Annotated in this window: 16 protein-coding genes; 7 read left to right on the forward strand and 9 right to left on the reverse strand. The window is 69.1% G+C overall.

What is annotated here, in order from left to right; genetic code table 11:
• Nucleotides 1–22 precede the first annotated feature (22 nt).
• The 4 genes from AK36_RS10070 (at nt 23) to AK36_RS10085 (ending at nt 4,174) form a co-directional block, all read left to right on the forward strand.
• Nucleotides 23–670, forward strand: coding sequence for a helix-turn-helix transcriptional regulator (locus AK36_RS10070; protein WP_045578495.1), 648 nt, complete (start codon nt 23–25; stop codon nt 668–670).
• Nucleotides 671–816: 146 nt separating this feature from the next.
• Complete coding sequence (locus tag AK36_RS10075; protein WP_045578496.1) at nt 817–1,548, forward strand: DsbA family oxidoreductase; 732 nt, start codon at nt 817–819, stop codon at nt 1,546–1,548.
• Between the two features lie 112 nt (nt 1,549–1,660).
• Nucleotides 1,661–3,100, forward strand: coding sequence for a DHA2 family efflux MFS transporter permease subunit (locus AK36_RS10080; protein ID WP_045578497.1), 1,440 nt, complete (start codon nt 1,661–1,663; stop codon nt 3,098–3,100).
• A gap of 285 nt (nt 3,101–3,385) precedes the next feature.
• A complete protein-coding gene (locus AK36_RS10085; protein WP_011883481.1) occupies nt 3,386–4,174 on the forward strand; it encodes a sulfite exporter TauE/SafE family protein in 789 nt (262 codons plus the stop codon).
• Between the two features lie 166 nt (nt 4,175–4,340).
• Here AK36_RS10085 and AK36_RS10090 read toward each other — a convergent pair whose 3' ends face one another.
• From AK36_RS10090 to AK36_RS10100, 3 genes are all read right to left on the reverse strand, one after another.
• Complete coding sequence (locus tag AK36_RS10090) at nt 4,341–6,176, reverse strand: S10 family peptidase (RefSeq protein ID WP_045578498.1); 1,836 nt, start codon at nt 6,174–6,176, stop codon at nt 4,341–4,343.
• A 608-nt stretch (nt 6,177–6,784) separates the two neighbouring features.
• A complete protein-coding gene (locus tag AK36_RS10095; RefSeq protein WP_011883475.1) occupies nt 6,785–8,875 on the reverse strand; it encodes a D-(-)-3-hydroxybutyrate oligomer hydrolase in 2,091 nt (696 codons plus the stop codon).
• Nucleotides 8,876–9,026: 151 nt separating this feature from the next.
• The gene (locus AK36_RS10100) at nt 9,027–9,383 is read right to left on the reverse strand and encodes a BON domain-containing protein (protein ID WP_011883473.1); all 357 of its coding nucleotides are present in this window, start codon (nt 9,381–9,383) and stop codon (nt 9,027–9,029) included.
• A gap of 468 nt (nt 9,384–9,851) precedes the next feature.
• On the opposite strand from AK36_RS10100, the gene AK36_RS10105 reads away from it, so the two are divergent.
• The 3 genes from AK36_RS10105 to AK36_RS10115 all read left to right on the forward strand — a co-directional run bounded on the left by AK36_RS10105 (nt 9,852) and on the right by AK36_RS10115 (nt 13,032).
• Nucleotides 9,852–11,285, forward strand: a complete 1,434-nt coding sequence (locus tag AK36_RS10105; RefSeq protein ID WP_045579402.1) for a TAXI family TRAP transporter solute-binding subunit — start codon at nt 9,852–9,854, stop codon at nt 11,283–11,285.
• A gap of 94 nt (nt 11,286–11,379) precedes the next feature.
• Nucleotides 11,380–12,018 (forward strand): 2-hydroxychromene-2-carboxylate isomerase, encoded by a 639-nt coding sequence (locus tag AK36_RS10110; protein WP_011883469.1) that lies wholly within the window; start codon nt 11,380–11,382, stop codon nt 12,016–12,018.
• A 69-nt stretch (nt 12,019–12,087) separates the two neighbouring features.
• Complete coding sequence (locus AK36_RS10115) at nt 12,088–13,032, forward strand: LysR family transcriptional regulator (protein WP_011883467.1); 945 nt, start codon at nt 12,088–12,090, stop codon at nt 13,030–13,032.
• A gap of 40 nt (nt 13,033–13,072) precedes the next feature.
• On the opposite strand, the gene AK36_RS10120 is transcribed toward AK36_RS10115, so the two are convergent.
• The 6 genes from AK36_RS10120 to xdhA all read right to left on the reverse strand — a co-directional run bounded on the left by AK36_RS10120 (nt 13,073) and on the right by xdhA (nt 19,300).
• Nucleotides 13,073–13,474, reverse strand: coding sequence for a polyketide cyclase (locus AK36_RS10120; RefSeq protein WP_014722533.1), 402 nt, complete (start codon nt 13,472–13,474; stop codon nt 13,073–13,075).
• A 129-nt stretch (nt 13,475–13,603) separates the two neighbouring features.
• Nucleotides 13,604–14,023, reverse strand: coding sequence for a type II toxin-antitoxin system VapC family toxin (locus tag AK36_RS10125; protein WP_011883463.1), 420 nt, complete (start codon nt 14,021–14,023; stop codon nt 13,604–13,606).
• Nucleotides 14,010–14,243 (reverse strand): FitA-like ribbon-helix-helix domain-containing protein, encoded by a 234-nt coding sequence (locus tag AK36_RS10130; protein WP_011883461.1) that lies wholly within the window; start codon nt 14,241–14,243, stop codon nt 14,010–14,012. The genes AK36_RS10125 and AK36_RS10130 overlap by 14 nt, the downstream gene beginning before the upstream one ends.
• 326 nt (nt 14,244–14,569) lie before the next feature.
• Nucleotides 14,570–15,223: a xanthine dehydrogenase accessory protein XdhC gene (gene xdhC, locus AK36_RS10135; RefSeq protein WP_045578499.1), complete on the reverse strand. Its 654-nt coding sequence runs from the start codon at nt 15,221–15,223 to the stop codon at nt 14,570–14,572.
• An 87-nt stretch (nt 15,224–15,310) separates the two neighbouring features.
• The gene (xdhB, locus tag AK36_RS10140; protein WP_045578500.1) at nt 15,311–17,683 is read right to left on the reverse strand and encodes a xanthine dehydrogenase molybdopterin binding subunit; all 2,373 of its coding nucleotides are present in this window, start codon (nt 17,681–17,683) and stop codon (nt 15,311–15,313) included.
• Between the two features lie 18 nt (nt 17,684–17,701).
• Nucleotides 17,702–19,300: a xanthine dehydrogenase small subunit gene (gene xdhA, locus AK36_RS10145; RefSeq protein WP_045578501.1), complete on the reverse strand. Its 1,599-nt coding sequence runs from the start codon at nt 19,298–19,300 to the stop codon at nt 17,702–17,704.
• Between the last annotated feature and the right edge of the window lie 281 nt (nt 19,301–19,581).

Genomic DNA, 19,581 nt, shown 5'->3' on the forward strand with positions numbered 1-19,581 from the left:
CTCACCCGAGATCGCGATCCCGATGCGCAAGAAGCCATCCCCCGTCAAAGACCTGCTGCTCTCCCGTTACGCACCGATCGCCGACGGCATCGCGGCGCTGTTCTTCCCCTATGCGGAAGCCGTGATCCACGACCTGCACGACCAGACCGTCCTGTACCTGGCCAACAACCTGTCGAAGCGCGAGGTCGGCGACGATTCTGCACTCGAAGAAATCGATCACTCGGCGCGCGAACGCGTGATCGGCCCGTACGAAAAGCTGAACTGGGACGGCCGGCGCATGCGTTGCGTGAGCAACGTGCTGTTCGACGACGAAGGCCGCCCGGCCGGGATGATGTGCATCAACTTCAACATCGCGGTGTTCGACGACGTGCGCGCGACGCTCGACGTGTTCATCAAGGGCGCGGGGATCGTCGCGCAACCGGACGAGCTGTTCCGCGACGACTGGCAGGAGCGCATCAACACGTTCCTGCACGGCTGGCTGCGCGAGCGGCAGGTCGGCCTGAACGGTCTCACGCGCGAGCACCGGCGCGAGCTGGTCGAAGCGCTGTACGCGGAAGGCGCGTTCCGCGGCAAGAGCGCGGCCAACTACGTCGCGAACGTGCTCGGGATGGGCCGCGCGACCGTCTACAAACACCTCAAGCATCTGAAGGAAACGCAAGGCGACGCGTAAGCGCGACTGCACCCCGCCGGCCCGCCGCGCGTGCGCCGGCGAGGCAAGCCGGCATGCACGATGCGTCTGCGAGCGCAGCCGCCCGACGAAACGCCGGCGCATCAAATGCTATAGTCGCAGTTACATTTTTTCCCGCCGAACAGCCGATGACGCCCCTGCCCGCCCCGCCTGCCCGCCCGATGCTCACCGTCGAGATCTGGTCCGACCTGATCTGCCCGTGGTGCTGGATCGGCAAGCGCCGCTTCGACGACGCGCTCGCCACATTCCCGCATGCGCAGCACGTCGACGTCGTGCTGCGCGCGTACCGGCTCATGCCGGGCCAGCCGGTCGAACCGGTCGAGGCGATGCTCGCGGGCAAATACCGGATGTCGGCGGCGCAGGTCGACCAGATGCTGCGCCAGGTGACCGACGCGGCCGCGAGCGTCGGGCTGCGCTACGACCTGCCCGGCACGCTCGTCGGCGACACGCTCGACGCGCACCGCGTCGTGAAGCTCGCACAAGCGACCGGTCATGCGCACGCGCTGACCGAGCGACTCTACCGCGCGTATTTCTGCGAGCACGGCGCGTTGTTCGACCACGCGGCGCTGACCGACTTCGCGGTCGAAGCGGGACTCGAACGCGCGGCCGTCGAAGCGACGCTGCGCAGCGATGCGTACCGCGACGAGGTCGAAGCCGACGTCGCGCGCGCCGCGCAGATCGGCGGACGCGGCGTGCCGCTGTTCGTGTTCGGCGGCCGTTACGCGGTGTCCGGCGCGCAGCCGGTCGACGTGTTCGCGCAGGCGCTCGAGCGCGCGTGGCACGACGGCGCGAGCGTCGCATTCCACGACGACGCAGCCGCGTGCGGCCCCGACGGCTGCGAACTGCCGCCGCGCGCATGACGCACGGGCCGCGCGACTACGCGCCGCTCCTGCCACAAACCGACAGGAACACGGCGCGAACGGCGTCTACAATTCAGCCTTTCAAATAACTATCAGAGCGAGGCTGCAGACGATGACCCATGGAATCCACGGCCAGCAGCGCTGGTATGCGCTGATCGTCCTGTGCCTCGGCGTGCTGATGATCGTGCTCGACAGCACGATCGTGAACGTCGCGCTGCCGTCGATCGGCGCCGACCTCCATTTCACCGGGACGGCGCTCGTCTGGGTCGTCAACGCGTACCTCTTGACGTTCGGCGGCTTCCTGCTACTCGGCGGCCGGCTCGGCGACCTGTACGGCCAGCGCCGCATGTTCCTCGCGGGCCTCGTGGTGTTCACGCTCGCGTCGCTCGCATGCGGCGTCGCGCCCTCGCAGACGCTGCTGATCGCCGCGCGCGCGGTGCAGGGCTTCGGCGGCGCGGTGGTGTCGGCCGTGTCGCTGTCGCTGATCATGAACCTGTTCACCGAGCCCGGCGAACGGGCGCGCGCGATGGGCGTCTACGGCTTCGTCTGCGCGGGTGGCGGCAGCCTCGGCGTGCTGCTCGGCGGGCTGCTGACCAGCACGCTGTCGTGGCACTGGATCTTCCTCGTCAACCTGCCGATCGGCATCGCCGTCTATGCGATGTGCGTCGCGCTGCTGCCGCGCGTGCGCGTGCCGGCCGACGCCGCGCGGCTCGACGTCGCGGGCGCGCTCACCGTGACGGCGTCGCTGATGCTGGCCGTCTACGGGATCGTCGGCGGCAACGAGGCCGGCTGGCTGTCGCCGCAGACCGTCGGGCTGATCGGCGCGGCGCTCGCGCTGCTCGCGGCGTTCATCGCGATCGAGGCGCGCGTCGCGCATCCGCTGATGCCGCTCACGCTGTTCGCCGCGCGCAACGTCGCGCTCGCCAACGTGATCGGCGTGCTGTGGGCGGCGGCGATGTTCGCCTGGTTCTTCCTGTCCGCGCTGTACATGCAGCGCGTGCTCGGCTACGGGCCGCTGCAGGTCGGCCTCGCGTTCCTGCCGGCCAATCTGATCATGGCCGCGTTCTCGCTCGGGCTGTCGGCGCGCATCGTGATGCGCTGCGGGATCCGCGGCCCGATCGCCGCCGGCCTGCTGATCGCCGCGTGCGGGCTGGCGCTGTTCTCGCGCGCGCCCGTGGACGGCGGCTTCGTGTGGCACGTGCTGCCCGGCATGACGCTGCTCGGCATCGGCGCGGGCGTCGCATTCAATCCGGTGCTGCTCGCCGCGATGAGCGACGTCGAGCCGGCCGATTCCGGGCTCGCATCGGGCATCGTCAACACCGCCTTCATGATGGGCGGCGCACTCGGCCTCGCGGTGCTCGCGAGCCTCGCCGCGGCCCGCACCGAGACGCTCGCGGCCGCACAAGCCGCACCGCTCGACGCGCTGAACGGCGGCTACCACGCCGCGTTCGCGGTCGGCGCGGCATTCGCGGCCGCCGCCGGGCTGCTCGGCCTCGCGCTGCGCATTCGCCGGCAGGATGCGATGCCGGGCGTCGGTCCCGCGGTCCACTGACTGCCCTGAGGCGCGGCGGCCGGCCGCGCCGGCCTTCGTTGCGGCGCCGTGTTCCGCCACGGTCCCAAAGGCATGCGCATGCACCGCGGGCCGCCCGCAGCCGGGCCGCGGCGCCCCCGGCCACGAGATCCGTTCAAATGGCCGTTTCACGTTCCGACATCGGCCGCCCGGCCGACTTTGCGCATCGATTTTTAACGTAGTCGTACACCGGCTCGCCACATTTGCGACAATGGCGGACTTTGACCTGCGCGCCGCCGCCGAACGCCGCATAACCGCCTGCTTCCGATGTCGCTTCCCCATATCGATCCGCTGTACTCCCTGTCCGGCCTGTTCGTCGGCATCCTCGTCGGTCTGACGGGCGTCGGCGGCGGTTCGCTGATGACGCCGATCCTGGTGCTGCTGTTCGGCGTCCACCCCGCGACGGCGGTCGGCACCGACCTGCTGTACGCGGCCGCGACCAAGGCCACCGGCACGCTCGTGCACGGGCTGAAAGGATCGGTCGACTGGCGCATCACCGGCCGGCTCGCGGCCGGCAGCGTGCCGGCCGCCGCCGTCACGCTGTGGGTGCTCCACACGCACGGGATGAATTCGCCCAGCACCGCACGCACGATCCAGTTGGTGCTCGGCGTCGCGCTGCTGCTCACGTCGCTCGCGCTGATCTTCCGCCCGCAGCTCACCGCGCTCGCCGCGCGCAATCCGCTCGCGCCGAGCCCCGCGCGCACGCTGTGGTCCACCGTGCTGACCGGCGCCGTGCTCGGCGTGCTGGTGTCGATGACGTCGGTCGGCGCCGGCGCGATCGGCGTCACCGTGCTGCTGTTGCTGTATCCGGCGCTCGCGACCAGCCGCATCGTCGGTTCCGACATCGCGCACGCGGTGCCGCTCACGCTCGTCGCCGGCATGGGCCACTGGCTGCTCGGCTCGGTCGACTGGTCGATGCTGCTGTCGCTGCTGCTCGGCTCGCTGCCGGGCATCGTGATCGGCAGCCTGCTGTCGGCGCGCGCGCCCGAGCGGCTGCTGCGCAACCTGCTCGCCGCGACGCTGATCGCGGTCGGCGTGCGGCTCGTGCTCGCGTAAGCACGGCTGCGCGGTTCCCCGCCGCCCCGCCCGCGCGTCGCGCGCCGGCGATTCGTCTGAAAAAACAGCCCGACCGGCTCGCGCCGATCGGGCTGTCGTCCATAAGCGCACCGCGAGCCCGCAGCGCGCGGCCCGAGGCCGGGCCGTGCGAGCCGCGGCGCGACGCTTACTGCCCCTGCTGCTGCAGTTGCTGCTGCTTCATCTGCAGCGTGCGCGCCTGCAGCTTCAGCACGCGCTGCAGCGCGCCGCGGTTCGCGAGGATCCCGTCGTAGAAGCTGCCGAGATCGCCCTTCAGCGCGGTTCGCGACGCATCGTTCAGATAGATCATGTGCCCCGACGGGTAGTTCTTGATCGTCAGGTTCTGCGCCTTGAGCGTCGGATCGAGCGGCATCTGCGCGAGCGTCAGCTCGGTCTGGTGGAACGGCGTGACCGCGTCGAAATAGCCGTTCGCCGACAGCACCTTCAGGTCCGGGTTGACGCTCATCGTCGCCGCCAGGTCGCCGGCCGTGTACAGCGTATTGCCGCCGCCCTTGTTCGCGCCGGTCGGGTCGGTGTGGCTGAAGTCCCAGTTGTTGAACACCTGGTCGTTCAGATCCACGAACGACGACGTCGACGTGTACTTGAGATCGGTGTTGATGTAGCTGTTCCACAGCACCGTGTACGCGCCGCCGACGTTCGTGATCGACGGATCGTTGCTGCCCGAGTTCGGCAGGATGTACGGCGCGATGCCCTTGCCCGTGAAGTTCGCGCGGCCGTCGTACTGGCCGATCTGGATGCCGGGCACGAGCGTCAGGAAGAACGTGTACGGCGGGTTGTCGTCCGACGACGGCACGTTGCCGAGCGCGGCCGGGTTGCCGAAGGTCTGGATCAGCGTCGTCGCGTCGGTGCCAATGTACGCGCCCATCTGCTGCGCGGTCCGCTGGTTCAGGTTCAGCCGCACGTTCACGAAGCCGCCGTCCTGCGGGTTCGGCTTCTGCGCGAGCGGCGCGAGCGTGTCGTCCGCGTAGTGGCGGGCCTGCGCCATGTACGCGTCGAGATCGGTCGGCGCCGGATTGAGCGTCGTCTTCTTCCAGTAGAACGCGTCGGCCGCGAGCGTCGGGAACGTGCCGGGCGCGGACAGCGCATTCGCATAGTCGAGGATCGACGACTGCAGCGTGATCCCGTTCAGGTCGATGCCGTCCTCGTGCAACACCCACGACACGACCGCGCTGCGCGCCGTGCCGTACGACTCGCCGAACAGGAACTTCGGCGAATTCCAGCGCGAATACTTGGTCAGGTAGCGCTGGATGAAGCGGTCGATCGAGCGCGCGTCCTGGTCGGTGCCCCAGAAGTCCTTGTTCTTCGCCGGCGCGATCGCCGTCGAGTAGCCGGTGCCGACCGGGTTGATGAACACCAGATCGGTGCGATCGAGCAGGCTGTCGGGGTTGTCGAGCAGCTTGTACGGCGCGGGCGGCGTGAAGTTCGGAAACGACGATTGCAGGCGCTTCGGCCCGAACGAGCCGAGCAGCAGGTAGACCGACGACGAGCCCGGCCCGCCGTTGTAAAAGAACGTGACCGGGCGCGGCTTCGACGGGTCGGGATTGTCCTGCGTGTAGGCGACGTAGAACATCTTCGCGTTCGGTGCGGACGTGACCGGATCGATCGTCGTCAGGTGGCCGGTCGTGGCCGTGTACTGGATCGTCTTGCCGCCGATCGCGACCTGGCGATGCACGACCGCCGCGCCTTCGGCCGAGTCGGTGACCGCATCGTCCGGGCCGGTGCCGTAGACGTCGTCGTCGACGTACGGCTGGTCCGCGGGCACGGCGGCCGGGGCATTCGTCGTGGCGGACGTGCTGCCGTTGGCCGCCGTCACGGCCGCCGCGGTGGCGGCGCTCGGGCCGGAGCCGTCGTCGCCGCCGCAGCCGGTGACGAGCAGCGCGGCGGCCGCCGCCGCCGCGAGCGGCACGCTCAGTGTCGTTCCAAATAGCGCGAAACCGTCTTTCAAGGACTTCCGTGTCGTCATTATTGCCTCTCGAATAGAACGATAAATACCGTCGGCGCAAAGGATCATTTGCGCCGACGCTCCGCACCGGGAGCGCATTCGTTTTGCGACGCACTCCGAGTTTTTTACCGCCCCGGCCATTGCCGGCCGGCACGATTTACCCCACCCGTATTTCGAATGCACGATGGAATCAATTCCATCGGGAACGACGATTCAATAATCGACGGCCGCGCGCGCATGCTGCGCCAATGCGTCGCGCCGAAATGCAACGGCAAATACTTGCCCGGCCTGACCCGCACGGCCATGCACGCGTCGCCCGGAATGGACGAGCAATCCCCTTCGGCGACACGCCGATTAACCGCAACAAGCGGTCAATCGAGATGCGAGCCGATTTAATAAAACCGAAAGGATCGAATAACTATCTGGAAAGAAATATCGCCGATAAGGTAATTTATTAAATTAAGTTAAAATCTCGGCGAATAATAGAAGCGGGGTTTTGGGCCGTAAAGTAATAATTTGTTACAGCGCGGATCGGTGCGATGAGGAGTGAACGCCGAAGCGATTTCAGGCGCCAAAAAAGAAAAAGCCGGACGACCGTCCGGCTGCGGGGAATGCGGCGCGGCGCGCCGTCAGAGCGGCACGTCGATCGCGCCGGCGCCGGCCGCGATCGCGTTCGCACCCGGCGCCGTCGAGATCGGCGGCAGGTTCGCACTGGTCAGCGCCGGCGCGGCGCCCGGCGTGCCGCCGCGCGGCACCGTGCGGATCACCTGCGACGGCGGCAGCGGCGCGCCGCTCTTCAGATGCCGCCACATCAGGTTCAGCGCCTGCACGTTGTAGTAGTGGACCGGCACGAAGCGCGTGTCGAAGCCCGCGACCGGCAGGAACGCATCGAAGTGCTGCCCGTTGGTCACCTCGTAGAACACCAGCTGGCTGCGCCCGCCTTCGCTGATGCTGTTCTGCGCGACGTACGCGCGCGACGCGTGGTTCACCGGCACGAGCGCGTCGCTGCGGCCCTGCACGATGATCGCGGGCTTGCCCTGCAGGTTCGCGTTCACGCGCACGGCCTCGACGTTCGCCGGCATGTCGAGCATCCCGTTGGTCCACAGCTGACGCAGGCATAGCGCGCCCGCGAAGCTCGCGTCGGGCGTCGCGAGCCGGTGGTCGACGCCCGCGCCGGTGTTGAACACGAGGTTGATGCCGGCCGTCGGCGGCACGCCGTTGCCGAGGCCGAACACGGCCGGCATCGGCGACGCGGCAGGCGCCGCCACCGCGCCGGTCGCCGCATTGGTCGTCGCGAAGCTGAAATTGCACAGGTTGTCGGCGACGCTCGAGCGCGTGTACGCGTTCGCATAGGTGACCGCGATCGCCGGAATCGCCTGCGAATCCCACATCGATGCCTGCAGCAGGTCCGAATCGGCGAGGTAGCCGGCCGCATGCAGTTGCGCGAGCGCGTCGGCGGCCTGGCTCTGCGTATCGGCGCCCGATACGAGCCCGGCTGCGGCGAGCGTCGCACAGCGCTGCGTGCGGATCGACTGCGTGGTCGCGAGCGGCAGCGCGCTCAGATAGGGCTCGCCCGCGAGCGACGCCGACGCGGCCGCGCACGGCTCCAGCAGGTTCGCGAGCGTCGCGTAGTCGGCCAGCGGCCGGCCGAACGACGGCACCGGCCGGCCGCTTTCGCGCACGACGGCGTTCGGCGCCATCCGCACGTTGATCTGCGGCTCGCCGACCACCACCGCGGTGATCCAGCGGCGCGTGTCCTGTTCGGCCGCCGCGAGCGCCGCGCCGCCGCCGTTGCTCACCGACGCGGCGATCGTCGTGATGTCGCCCGCGCGGTAGCGCACGCCGCGATGCGAGCCGTCGACGAGCGGCGCGAACTGTTGGTTGAGCGCCCAGTATGCGAATTCGACCGACTGCAGCGTCGCGCGGCCCCAGTCGTGCTCGGGGTTCTGCTGCGAATGCGCGTGCTTGAACGCGTAGCGGTTCGGGAAGCGGCTGTTGAACGCGGCGAGGTCGCCGCTCGTCAGGTTGGCGGTAAACAGGCTCGCGCTGCCGGCCAGCACCGCGTTGGCGAGCGTGCCGTCGATCAGCGTGACGGTGTTGGAGCCGAGCTCCTGCGCGCCGTTGCCGCCGCCCTTGTCGTTGTATGCGACCGCGCAGCCGCGCTTGAGGCCCCATTCGCCGGCCGCGGAAATGGCGCCGTACACGCCGCGCGAGCCCGACGACGTCGCGGTGACGATGCACGGCTGCGCGGGATCGAAGCTCGCCGGCACCTGCACGAGCAGCGTCACGTTCTTGCGGCCGCTGCCGTCGTCGGCATACGCGAGATATTCGGTGCCGGCGATCTTGCCTTCGCCGAGCGTGTCGTTGCCGTCGAGGTCGACGTTCGGCCCCCAGAAGCGGCCGTATCCGCCGTTCGCGCTCATGTCGACGAGCGCGCGGTAATTCGACCAGATCGCGACGCGGCGCAGCTCGGCGGCGGTCGGCCGCGACGGGTCCGCGAACGCGGGCGCGGCGGCGGACGCGAGGCCCGTCTTGCCGAGGCCGGCCGTCAGCAGGTCGTCGCTCGCGCCGTCGTACGCGGTCGTGCGCACCGAGCCCGACACGAACACGGGCAGCTGGTTGCGCTCGGCCGTCTCGTCGCCGTTGCAGGCGCCCAACATCGTGAGTGCGGCGAGCGCCGCGCCGACAAGAATTCGACTACCCCACCCGTGCGTGTCCATTGCCGCCCTCTCAGTGTCGATATCGATATCGTTATCGGCCGGCCGCCGCGTCGTGCGCGGCGCACGGCCCTGAAGCGCAAACGGGCCCCGGCACGCCGGGGCCCGCCGGAAAGCAGGCGCTTGCGGCGCGCTCGCGCGCCGCCGCCCCGCATTATTGCTGCTGGACCGTCAGCTTGTTCGTGACCGACGTCACGCCGTGTACGCTTTTCGCTGCCTCTTCCGCCTTGTCGATCTGTGCCTGGTCGGGCACGGTGCCCTCCAGCGTGATCGCGCCGCCCTTCGAGCGGACGACCAGGTTCGCCACGTCGACGCCGCCTGCCTTCGTAATGGCCTTGCGCACCGCGTAGCCGAGCTTGCGGTTCGCCTTCTTCGCGGTCTTGGCCGCGGCCTTCGGCGAGCTCGCCGCCGCCTCGGTGGCCGCCGCATCGCTCGACTGCGCGTACACGCTGCCCGTCAGACAGGCCGCCACGGCCGCAACACCCAACGCTCTCAACACGATCGACTTCATGCTATCTCCTTGTGACTTCGGAACGGCCGTGCACAGTACGGCCGGATACCCCCAAAGGCAGCCGGCCCGCGCGCGAAGGGGCGGGACGGCCGATGATTTCCACGGCGATGCGAGAGAGGCGACACGGGCCGGCGGCCGGCGCACGCAAATGCGGGCCGGCCGGGCCGGACAGCCGCCGGCCGGACGCGCCCGGTCTCGTTGGGTGCCGGGTCGCGCGCGAATCGGTCGCGGCTGCGACGCACAATGTAATCCAGCGCCCGCGGAAGCGCAAAGACTTTGACGCGCGAGCGCGCGAAGCCGGCCCAGCGACGCCGGCGGGCAAAATCTCCGGCCCCCACACGGCGCACAACCGGCGCACAACCCCCACTCGCGCCAACGACGCGAAACCGGGTACCATCGCCGGCTGAACCCGCATCGTTGGCGCCGCTCGTCATCGATGCGTCACGGCCGTGTCATCCGTCGATTTCCATGAAGCCTGCCAGCCCGCGTCCACCCCGCCGCATCCTCGCCCGCTTCGTCGCGGTGTCGTGGCGCGACCTCGCGCTGTCGATCGGCCCCACCGTGCTGCTCGCGGCGGCGGCCGTGTGGCTCGCGGTCAAGCTGATCCAGCCCGCGCCGCCGTCCACGCTCGTGATTTCGGCCGGGCCGCCCGGCAGCACGTACTGGAACGCCGCGCAGAAATACAAGGCGATCCTCGCGAAGAACGGCATCACGCTCGACGTCGAAGCGTCCGAGGGCTCCGCGCAGAACCTCGCGCGGCTGTCCGACCCGAACGCACCGGTCGACGTCGGCTTCGTGCAGAGCGGCATCGGTTCGAAGGAACGCGACGAGCAACTGGTATCGCTCGGCAGCATCGGCTACGTGCCGCTCGCAATCATGTATCGCGGCGCGGTGGTCGCGCGCCTGTCCGATTTCAAGGGCAAGCGGCTCGCGCTCGGCCCGCAGGGCAGCGGGGCGCGAGAACTGAGCCTCGCGCTGCTGAAGATGAACGGCATCGTGCCGGGCGGCCCGACCGAGCTGCTGCCGATCGCCGGCGAGGACGCCGCGACCGCGCTGCTCGACGGCAAGATCGACGCCGCGTTCCTATCCGGCGATTCGACGCAGATCCCGGTGATGTCGAAGCTGTTCCGTGCGCCGGGCGTGCACGTGTACTCGTTCACGCAGGCCGAAGCGTACGCGCGCCGCTTCCCGTACCTGACAGCGATCACGCTGCCGATGGGCGTCTACGATCTCGGCCGCAACCTGCCGGCCAGCGACATCCACACGGTCGCGCCGACGATCGAGCTGGTCGCGCGCGACACGCTGCATCCGGCGCTGTCGGACCTGCTGATCGAGGCCGCGCGCGAAGTGCACGGCCACGCGACGATCCTGCAGCACGCCGGCGAATTCCCGTCCGCGATCACGCGCGGCTTCCCGCTGTCCGACGACGCGGCGCGCTACTACAAGTCGGGCAAGAGCTTCCTGTACCGCCGGCTGCCGTTCTGGGTCGCGAGCCTCGTCGACCGGCTGCTGGTGGTCGTGGTGCCGCTGATCGTCGTGCTGATCCCCGGCCTGCGGCTCGTGCCGTCGCTGTACGGCTGGCGAGTGCGCTCGCGGATCTATCGCTGGTACGGCGCGCTGATCGCGCTCGAGCGCCGCGCGCTCGGCGAGCACACGGCCGACGAACGCGTGCACCTGCTCGAGGAGCTCGACGATATCGAGGAAGCCGTGAACCGGATGAAGATGCCGCTCGCGTACGCGGGGCAGTTCTACGTGCTGCGCGAGCACATCGGCTTCGTGCGCGAACGGCTGAGTGCGCACGAGCCCGACGCGCCCGCGCGCATGTCGGACGCGTCGCAGCCGCCCGCGGTCGCCGCGCCGCCGACTGCCGAAACCCCTCGGGCGACTCCGGGTTCCGCGTGAGCGGCCGATCCGCGATCATTACCGCATCCGCGCGCCACCGCGTAACATGAAGGCCGCCGCCAGGCGCGCACGCCCCACCCCTCTGGAGATCGTCATGACAACCGGCCTTGACACCGCCCAACCCGCCTGGTTCTACGACTTCGTGTCGCCGTTCTCCTACCTGCTGCTCGAACAGCACGACAAGTGGCCCGACGTGCCGTTCGAGCCCGTCGCCGTGGCGCTGCCCGACCTGCAGCGCCATTGGGGACAGCGGCCGAGCGCCGACGTGCCGGCCAAGCGCGTGTTCACGTACCGCCACGCGCTGTTTCGCGCCGAGCAGCTCGGCATCCGCTTCAAGATGCCGCCGGCGCATCCGTTCGACACCGACAAGGCGCTGCGCCTCGCGATCGCGATGCGCGCCGACATCGGCACCGTGCTCGAGATGTTCCGTTTCATCTGGCACGACGGCAACGATCCGTCGACGCCCGCGGGATTCGCCGCGCTGTGCGAGCGCGTCGGCGTCGGGCACGGCGACGAGTTGATCGAATTCGAGGAAACGAGCGCGCAGCTGCGCCGCAACACCGACGACGCGATCGCGCTCGGCGTGTTCGGCGTGCCGACCTTCTGGATGAACCAGCAGCTGTTCTGGGGCGAGGATGCACTGCCGATGGTGCTGTACTGCGCACGCACGCCGAACTGGCTCGAGTCGGGCGAGGTCAAGCGGATCAGCACGCTGCCGAAGGGCCGCGCGTGATGCCCGGTATCACGCCCGCGCGCGGGCGGCTGCGGTAAGGTTACGCTTCGCCCGCACAACCCTGCATCGATGGAAGACGACCGCACCGCCTCGCTCGACATCTGGCTCGTGCGCGTATTGCGTACGCTGCTGCTCGAGCGCAGCGTCACGCAGGCCGCGCTGCGGCTGAACCAGACCCAGCCCGCGATCAGCACCGCGCTGCGCAAGCTGCGCGAAACGCTGAACGATCCGATTCTCGTGCGCGGCAAGTCGGGCATGGTGCCGACCGAGTACGGCGCGTCGCTGCTCGGCGCGGCGTCGCGCGCGCTGCGCGAGGTCGACTTCATCGCGACGCCGCACGGCGACTTCGAGCCGTCGTCGGCGCGCCGCACGTTCCGCGTCGCCGCGCCCGACTATCTGAACGATTTCTTCATGCCGACGCTGATCGCGCGCTTTCGCGACGCGGCGCCGCATGCACATCTGGAAATCGACTCGCTGAACCCCGCGCTCGATCATGCGGGCGCGCTCGAAACGGGCGCGCTCGATCTCGTGATCGGCAACTGGCCGAAGCCCGACCCGCGCTTCGCGCGCCAGGACCTCTTCTCCGACACGATCGTGTGCCTGATGCGCGCGGCCCATCCGCTCGCACATGAGCCGCTCACGCGCGATGCGTATGCCGCGGCCGCGCACGTCGCGCCGACGCCCTACACCGGCGACAAGCGCAATGCGATCGAGATCGGTCTCGCGCGTGCGCAGCTCACGCGCCGCGTCGTGACGACGCTGCCGTACTTCGGCATCGTGCCGCAGGTGCTGCTGCAGGCGGACCTGATCTTCACGACGACGCGCCGCTTCGCGACGCACTACGCGCAGTTGCTGCCGCTCGTCGTGGTCGAACCGCCCGTGCCGTTTCCGCGTATCAGGAGCTATCTGCTCACGCATCCGCAACCCGATCGCCCGACCGACATCGCGTGGCTGTGCGCGCTGATGCAAAGCGTGTCCGACGAACTGACCGCGGCGCGCGTGCGCAAGCGCTGAATCAGCTCACTCGCGTTCCGGTTCGGGGCCGCGCCGGCGTTCAGGCCGTGCAGAAGGTTTCCTGCAGATGCGTCCAGCGCACCGCGCCCGTGGCATCGCGCTGGAACACGGCGGTCGCGCGCCGTGCGGGCAACGCACCCGACGCCGCGTGCTGCGATTCCAGATAGGTGAGCACCGCATGCGATGCGTCGGCCGCGAGCACGCGAACGTCCGACAGCGCGATGCGCAGCCCCGGCTTCGCGCCGCCCAGCTTCGCGAACAGCGCGTGCGTGCCCGCGTGGTCGAACACGCGGCCGTCGGTCATGATCATCGTGAAATCGGCGGCGAAATCGGCGAGCAGCGCATCGACGGCCGCGGGCTCGGAATCGGCGCCGGACAGCCAGCGCTCGATGGCGACGACGCTCGCGGAAAGTGCATCGAGATAGATCTGCGGATCGGACATGCGGTGTGCAGGGAAAAACGCGCGGCCCGGTGCCGCACGATCTGCGGAGTGTAGACGAATGCGTGCGCGGCTGGCGTCGTTACCGCATGCAACAACCGCTCAGCGCTCCGCTTTCTCCGGCGTTGGGTATCAGCTTTCGAATGGGTTCAGAACGCGTGCGCCCGTTCCGGCGAAATCATCGACGTTCCGCGTCACGACGATCAGGTCGTGGATCAACGCCGTTGCCGCGATCAACTTGTCGAGCGAGTGCTCGGGATGCGGGACGCGCAGGCGTCCCCACAACTGCCCGATCTCTTCGTCCACCGCCAGAATGTTCGACGCAAACTCCCGAAGTACGCCATCGAGCCAGTTTTCAAGGCGCGTCGCCTGGGACTTGTCGCCACGGTGACGGATGATTTCCACACCGCGCCGCAGTTCGCCAACCGTCACCACGGAAAGGTACAGATCGGCATCGTCCTGCGCGGCCTTGCGGAAAAACGCCATCACACCTTTATCTGCTCGCTCCCGCTTCCGTACTTCGCTGATGACGTTGGTATCAACCAAAAACATTCGCTGCCTCGCCGTCATCCACGCGCGCAAAATCGGCATCGGTTCCGACGTTCGGGATACTCATCAACACCTGCGCGAACGTCTTGCGCTGCGGCGCGCGCAGCGCCTTTGCCAGGATCTCTCGATGCTCGGCCTCCGCACTACGCCCGTTGGCTGCGGCCCGCTCGCGCAGGCTTTGGACGAGTTCCTCGTCCACATTTCTCACCAGAAGAGTTGCCATGCTTCACCTCCACATCCGAGTTGATATCAATGCTAGCACTCTTCGCGGAAGCTGCAAGCACTGATCGCCTTTCAGGGTGGCATTCGTCGAATGCCTCAGCACGTGACCGTCACGGCCGCCTTGGAAATAACGGCTCCAACACGGACGGTTTCGGCCGAAGCCGCGGTCAAGCAACGATGACGCTTCCGGAGTGACGGCCTCGGGTGATCCATCCGAACGGATGCGCCCGCATAAATCCAACAGATTGGCCGATCGTGCAAGGCGGCAAAGTCTTCGCACGACGCCAGCACGGCATCGCATGCTCGGCCGTTCAGAGCCGCCGCCGCTTACTCCACACTACCGGCGCTTTCACGATGGTTCGGCGAACGGCGCGCGGGTACCTTCGAGCGCACCTGCAACAACTCCGCGCACACGGCCACCGCGATCGCGCCCGGCGCCTTGTCGACGATGCCGGCCACGCCGATCGGACACACCATCTCCGCGAGCCGCACCGCATCGACGCCGCGCGCGACGAGCCGGCGCTCGAACTTCACGCGCTTGGTACGCGAGCCGATCATGCCGAAATACGCGAAGTCGTGCCGCCGCATGATCTGCGCGGCGAGCGCGAAGTCGAGCGCGTGGTTGTGCGTCATCACGAGGAAGTACGCGCCCGCGGGCGCCGCATCGACCACCGCTTCCGGCGTGTCGGTCGGCTCCGGCTGCACGTTCGGCGGACATTCGTCGGGAAACAGCTCGTCGCGCGTGTCGACCCACTGCACGACGCACGGCAGCGCGCCGAGCAGCGTGACGAGCGCATGCCCCACGTGCCCCGCGCCGAACAGCACGATGTGCATCGGCGGCGGCGCCGCGGTTGCGCGATTGCGCTGGCCGGTGCCGCGCGCGAACGGCGGCAGCGACGGCGCGCTGCCGCACGCGCCGTCGTCGCATTGGACGGCCGGCACCTGCGCCGCGCCGCGCGGCGAACGAGCGCGGCCGTTCATGCCGGCCTCCGCCGGGCCGTCCCGACGACGCCGAGCGCCGGGCGGAAGCCGGCGCAAGAAGCGAGCGTGAAGAGGCGATGCATCATCTCACCCTGCCCGCGCGGCGCTCGCCGCACGCACCGCGTGCACCGCGTGCACCGCGCGCAGGATCGCCTCGCCGGTCGCCGGCGCGTCGAGCGGCGGGTTCACGCGGTAGTCGCCGACCGCGGCGATCGCGTCGCGCACCGCGAAGAACACCGAGAACGGCAGCAGCAGCGGCGGCTCGCCGACGGCCTTCGAGCGGTGAATGCTGTCCTCGACGTTGCGGTTGCGGAACAGCCGCACGTTGAACTCGGGCGGCGTGTCGTTGACGGTCGGGATCTTGTACGTGGACGGCGCGTGCGTCATCAGCTTGCCGCCCGCGTTCCACCACAGCTCCTCGGTCGTGAGCCAGCCCATCCCCTGGATGAACGCGCCTTCGACCTGGCCGATGTCGAGCGCGGGATTGAGCGACGCGCCGACGTCGTGCAGCGCGTCCACGCGCAGCGTGCGCATTTCGCCCGTCAGCGTGTCGATCACGACCTCCGACACGGCCGCGCCGTACGAGTAGTAGTAGAACGGCCGGCCCTGCAGCTTCGACTGGTCCCAGTACAGCTTCGGCGTCGCGTAGAAGCCGTCGGACCACAGCTGCACGCGCGCCAGATACGCGCTCGCGACCACGTCGGCGAACGGCACGCTGGTCGCGCCGACCCACACCACGTCGTTGCCGAACTTCACGTCGGCCGCCGCGACGCTGCCGTCGCCGAACCGCTTCGCCGCGAACGCCGCGAGCCGCTCGCGCAGCTGGCGCGCGGCATCCTGCGCGGCCTTGCCGTTCAGGTCGGAACCCGTCGACGCGGCGGTAGCCGACGTGTTCGCCACCTTGCTCGTGTCGGTCGCGGTCACGCGAATCCGGTCGAAGCGGATGCCGAGCTCGTGCGCGACCACCTGCGCGACCTTCGTGTTGAGCCCCTGCCCCATCTCCGTGCCGCCGTGGTTCACGAGCACCGAGCCGTCGGTGTAGATGTGCACCAGCGCGCCGGCCTGGTTGAAATGCGTGACGTTGAACGCGATGCCGAACTTCACCGGCGTGAGCGCGATGCCCTTCTTCAGCACCGCGTTGCGCGCGTTGAATTCCCTGACGGCCGCGCGGCGCGCGCGATAGCCGCTCGTCGTCTCGAGTTCGCCGAGCAGTTCGTGCAGCACGTTGTCCTCGACGGTCTGCCCGTACGGCGTCACGTTGCGCTCGGTCTTGCCGTACAGGTTCGCGTAGCGCACGTCGAGCGGATCGCGGCCGAGCGCGCGCGCGATGTCGTCGAGGATGTACTCGATCGCGAACGCGCCCTGGGGGCCGCCGAAGCCGCGGAACGCGGTGTTCGACTGCGTGTTGGTCTTGCCGCAGTAGCCGGCGATGGCCACGTCGCCGAGCCAGTACGCGTTGTCGAAGTGGCACACCGCGCGCGTCATCACCGGGCCCGACAGGTCGGCCGAGAAGCCGCAGCGCGACGTCATGTCGAGCGCGACGCCGTCGATGCGGCCGTCGTCGTCGTAGCCGACGTCGAAGCGGTAATGAAAGTCGTGCCGCTTGCCGGTGATCATCATGTCGTCGTCGCGATCGGGACGCAGCTTCACCGGGCACAGCAGCTTCCATGCGGCGAGCGCGGCGCAGCACGCGAACAGGCCCGACTGCGATTCCTTGCCGCCGAACCCGCCGCCCATCCGGCGGCATTCGACCAGCACGTCGTGCGACGCGACGCCGAGCACGTGCGCGACCAGGTGCTGCATCTCGCTCGGATGCTGCGTCGAGCAGTACACGTGCATGCCGTCGTCGTCCTTCGGCACCGCGTAGGCGATCTGCCCTTCCAGATAGAACTGCTCCTGCCCGCCGAGATACATCTCGCCGGACTCGCGATGCGCGGCCGCCGCGAGCCGCGCGGCCGCGTCGCCGCGCGCGAGCTTCAGCGGCGGAATGACGTACGACTCGGCGTTGCGCGCGTCCTGCGCGGTGAGGATCGCGGGCAGCTCTTCGTAGTCGACCTGCGCGCGGCGCGCGGCGAGCCGCGCGATGTCGTGCGACGTGGCGACGACGATGAACATCGGCTGGCCGACGAACTGCACGACGCCGTCGGCGAGCACCGGGTCGTCGTGGACGATCGGCCCGCAGTCGTTGACGCCCGGAATGTCGGCGGCCGTGAACACGGCGACCACGCCGGGCGTCGCGCGCACCGCGTCGAAGTTCATCGACACGATCTTCGCGTGCGGCTTCGCGGACAGGCCGAGCGCCGCGTGCAGCGTGCCGGCGACGAGCGGGATGTCGTCGGTGTAAGTGGCGCGGCCGCTCACGTGCAGGTGCGCGGATTCGTGCACGCGCGACACGTGGACCTGCGCGCCATCGGTCTGCGCATCGAGCGCGGTCAGGAACGGTTCTGCTTGCTGGTTCATGTTCGGGGTTCTCCGTCTTCAGACGCGCGCCGCGCCATCGGCCGCTTCGGCGCCGGTTTCGGCGGCCACTTCGCGCACGTTCAACGCGTGCGCCGGCAGCGGGTCGTGCATCCGCGTCTCGAGCCAGAACCGGTACAGCAGGTTCTTCGCGGCATCGACGCGATAGGCGCTCGTCGCGCGCATGTCGGTGAGCGGCTGGTAGTCGCGCTCCAGCGCCTGCATCGCGGCCTGCGCGGTGGCTTCGTGCCACGGCGCGCCGTCGAGCACCGCCTCCGTGTGCGGCGCGCGCTTCGGCGTCGCGGCCATCCCGCCGAATGCGATGCGCGGCTCGCGGATCGTGTCGCCGTCCGCGATGAACGCGAACGCCGCGCACACCGCCGAAATGTCGGAGTCGAACCGCTTCGACAGCTTGTAGGTGCGGAACTGCAGCGCCGCGCGCGCGCCGCTGCGGGTCGGCACCTTCAGCGCGACGACGAATTCGTGCGGCGCCATGTCCTTCTGCTGATAGCCGGTGTACAGCGCGTCGAGCGGCAGCTCGCGCACGGTGTCGCCGCCGCGCAGCACGACGCGCGCGCCGAGCGCGATCAGCCCCGGCATCGAGTCGCCGATCGGCGAGCCGTTCGCGACGTTGCCGCCGAGCGTGCCCGCGTTGCGGATCGGCAGCGACGCGAAGCGCTTCCACATTTCGGTCAGCTCCGGATACGTGCCGGCGAGCGCCGCGTACGCGCGCTCGACCGTCACGCCCGCGCCGATCTCGATCCAGTCGTCGCCGTGCACGATCCGCTGCAGCTCGGCGACCTGGCCGACGTAGATCAGGTCGTCGAGGCGACGCATCTGCTTGGTCACCCACAGGCCGATGTCGGTGCTGCCGGCCAACAGCCGCGCGTCGGGGCGCTCGGCCTTCAGCGCGGCCAGCGCGTCGAGCGTGCGCGGCGCGGCGAAGCGCGCGCCGTCGGCGGCCGCGTATTCGAACGTGCGCTCGCGCCGCAGCGACGCCAGCGTGCGCGCGAGCGCGGCCGCGTCGACCGGCGAGTCCTGCGCCGGCGTGCGTTCGCCGCTCGCGTCGAACATCCGCACCGCCGCGTCGATGATCGGCCGGTAGCCGGTGCAGCGGCACAGGTTGCCGGTCAGCGCATCGGCGATCTCGGTGCGGGACGGCACGCTCGGCACGCCGGCGACGCTCTGCACGCACGATGCGTTCGAAGCTGCGCTGCCGCAGCGCTCATGGCCGTGCTGCTCGTACAGCGCCCACATCGACATCACGAAGCCCGGCGTGCAGAAACCGCATTGCGACCCGTGGCAATCGACCATCGCCTGCTGCACCGGATGCAGCGAGCCGTCCGGCCGGCGCAGGTCCTCGACCGTGAGCAGCGCCTTGCCGTCGAGCGTCGGCAGGAACTGGATGCACGCGTTGACGGCCTTGAACGCCACCGCGCCTGCGTCGGTCAGCTCGCCGACGACGACCGTGCACGCGCCGCAGTCGCCTTCCGCGCAGCCTTCCTTGGTGCCGGTGCAGCGCGCATCCTCGCGCAGATACTGCAGCACGGTGCGGGTGACGTCCGCGCCGCTGACTTCGCGGACCGCGTGACGATGGTAGAAGCGGATCGGCTCACTCATGTCTCAATCGTTGTTCAAGTGGGGGCAAGGCGGCCGGCGCGGCGCGCACGACCGACGTTTCTCTGACAGTTTGCACGCTATCACCGTCAAATTTCGCAACCCATAGCCGAACGCGCATGCGGCTCATATCACGGCCGCGATATGTGGGCGGCGGGCCGCCAGCTGCGCGGCATGCGCGTCGCGCGTGGCGCAGGCTGGCGTGCCGATGCGCCTCTGGCTGTTTTCGCCGGGCCCATTGCAGCGCTAAAACGGGTCTCGATTAACTAAGTAGTACCTGCGGG

The organism is Burkholderia vietnamiensis LMG 10929, assembly GCF_000959445.1.
Lineage (GTDB): Bacteria > Pseudomonadota > Gammaproteobacteria > Burkholderiales > Burkholderiaceae > Burkholderia > Burkholderia vietnamiensis.

What these genes read in the sequence shown, in the direction of transcription:
- AK36_RS10070 (WP_045578495.1), top strand. Translation starts at nt 23, where the DNA reads ATGCGCAAGAAGCCATCCCCCGTCAAAGACCTGCTGCTCTCCCGTTAC.
- AK36_RS10075 (WP_045578496.1), top strand. Translation starts at nt 817, where the DNA reads ATGACGCCCCTGCCCGCCCCGCCTGCCCGCCCGATGCTCACCGTCGAG.
- AK36_RS10080 (WP_045578497.1), top strand. Translation starts at nt 1,661, where the DNA reads ATGACCCATGGAATCCACGGCCAGCAGCGCTGGTATGCGCTGATCGTC.
- AK36_RS10085 (WP_011883481.1), top strand. Translation starts at nt 3,386, where the DNA reads ATGTCGCTTCCCCATATCGATCCGCTGTACTCCCTGTCCGGCCTGTTC.
- AK36_RS10090 (WP_045578498.1), bottom strand. Translation starts at nt 6,176, where the DNA reads ATGACGACACGGAAGTCCTTGAAAGACGGTTTCGCGCTATTTGGAACG.
- AK36_RS10095 (WP_011883475.1), bottom strand. Translation starts at nt 8,875, where the DNA reads ATGGACACGCACGGGTGGGGTAGTCGAATTCTTGTCGGCGCGGCGCTC.
- AK36_RS10100 (WP_011883473.1), bottom strand. Translation starts at nt 9,383, where the DNA reads ATGAAGTCGATCGTGTTGAGAGCGTTGGGTGTTGCGGCCGTGGCGGCC.
- AK36_RS10105 (WP_045579402.1), top strand. Translation starts at nt 9,852, where the DNA reads ATGAAGCCTGCCAGCCCGCGTCCACCCCGCCGCATCCTCGCCCGCTTC.
- AK36_RS10110 (WP_011883469.1), top strand. Translation starts at nt 11,380, where the DNA reads ATGACAACCGGCCTTGACACCGCCCAACCCGCCTGGTTCTACGACTTC.
- AK36_RS10115 (WP_011883467.1), top strand. Translation starts at nt 12,088, where the DNA reads ATGGAAGACGACCGCACCGCCTCGCTCGACATCTGGCTCGTGCGCGTA.
- AK36_RS10120 (WP_014722533.1), bottom strand. Translation starts at nt 13,474, where the DNA reads ATGTCCGATCCGCAGATCTATCTCGATGCACTTTCCGCGAGCGTCGTC.
- AK36_RS10125 (WP_011883463.1), bottom strand. Translation starts at nt 14,023, where the DNA reads ATGTTTTTGGTTGATACCAACGTCATCAGCGAAGTACGGAAGCGGGAG.
- AK36_RS10130 (WP_011883461.1), bottom strand. Translation starts at nt 14,243, where the DNA reads ATGGCAACTCTTCTGGTGAGAAATGTGGACGAGGAACTCGTCCAAAGC.
- xdhC (WP_045578499.1), bottom strand. Translation starts at nt 15,223, where the DNA reads ATGAACGGCCGCGCTCGTTCGCCGCGCGGCGCGGCGCAGGTGCCGGCC.
- xdhB (WP_045578500.1), bottom strand. Translation starts at nt 17,683, where the DNA reads ATGAACCAGCAAGCAGAACCGTTCCTGACCGCGCTCGATGCGCAGACC.
- xdhA (WP_045578501.1), bottom strand. Translation starts at nt 19,300, where the DNA reads ATGAGTGAGCCGATCCGCTTCTACCATCGTCACGCGGTCCGCGAAGTC.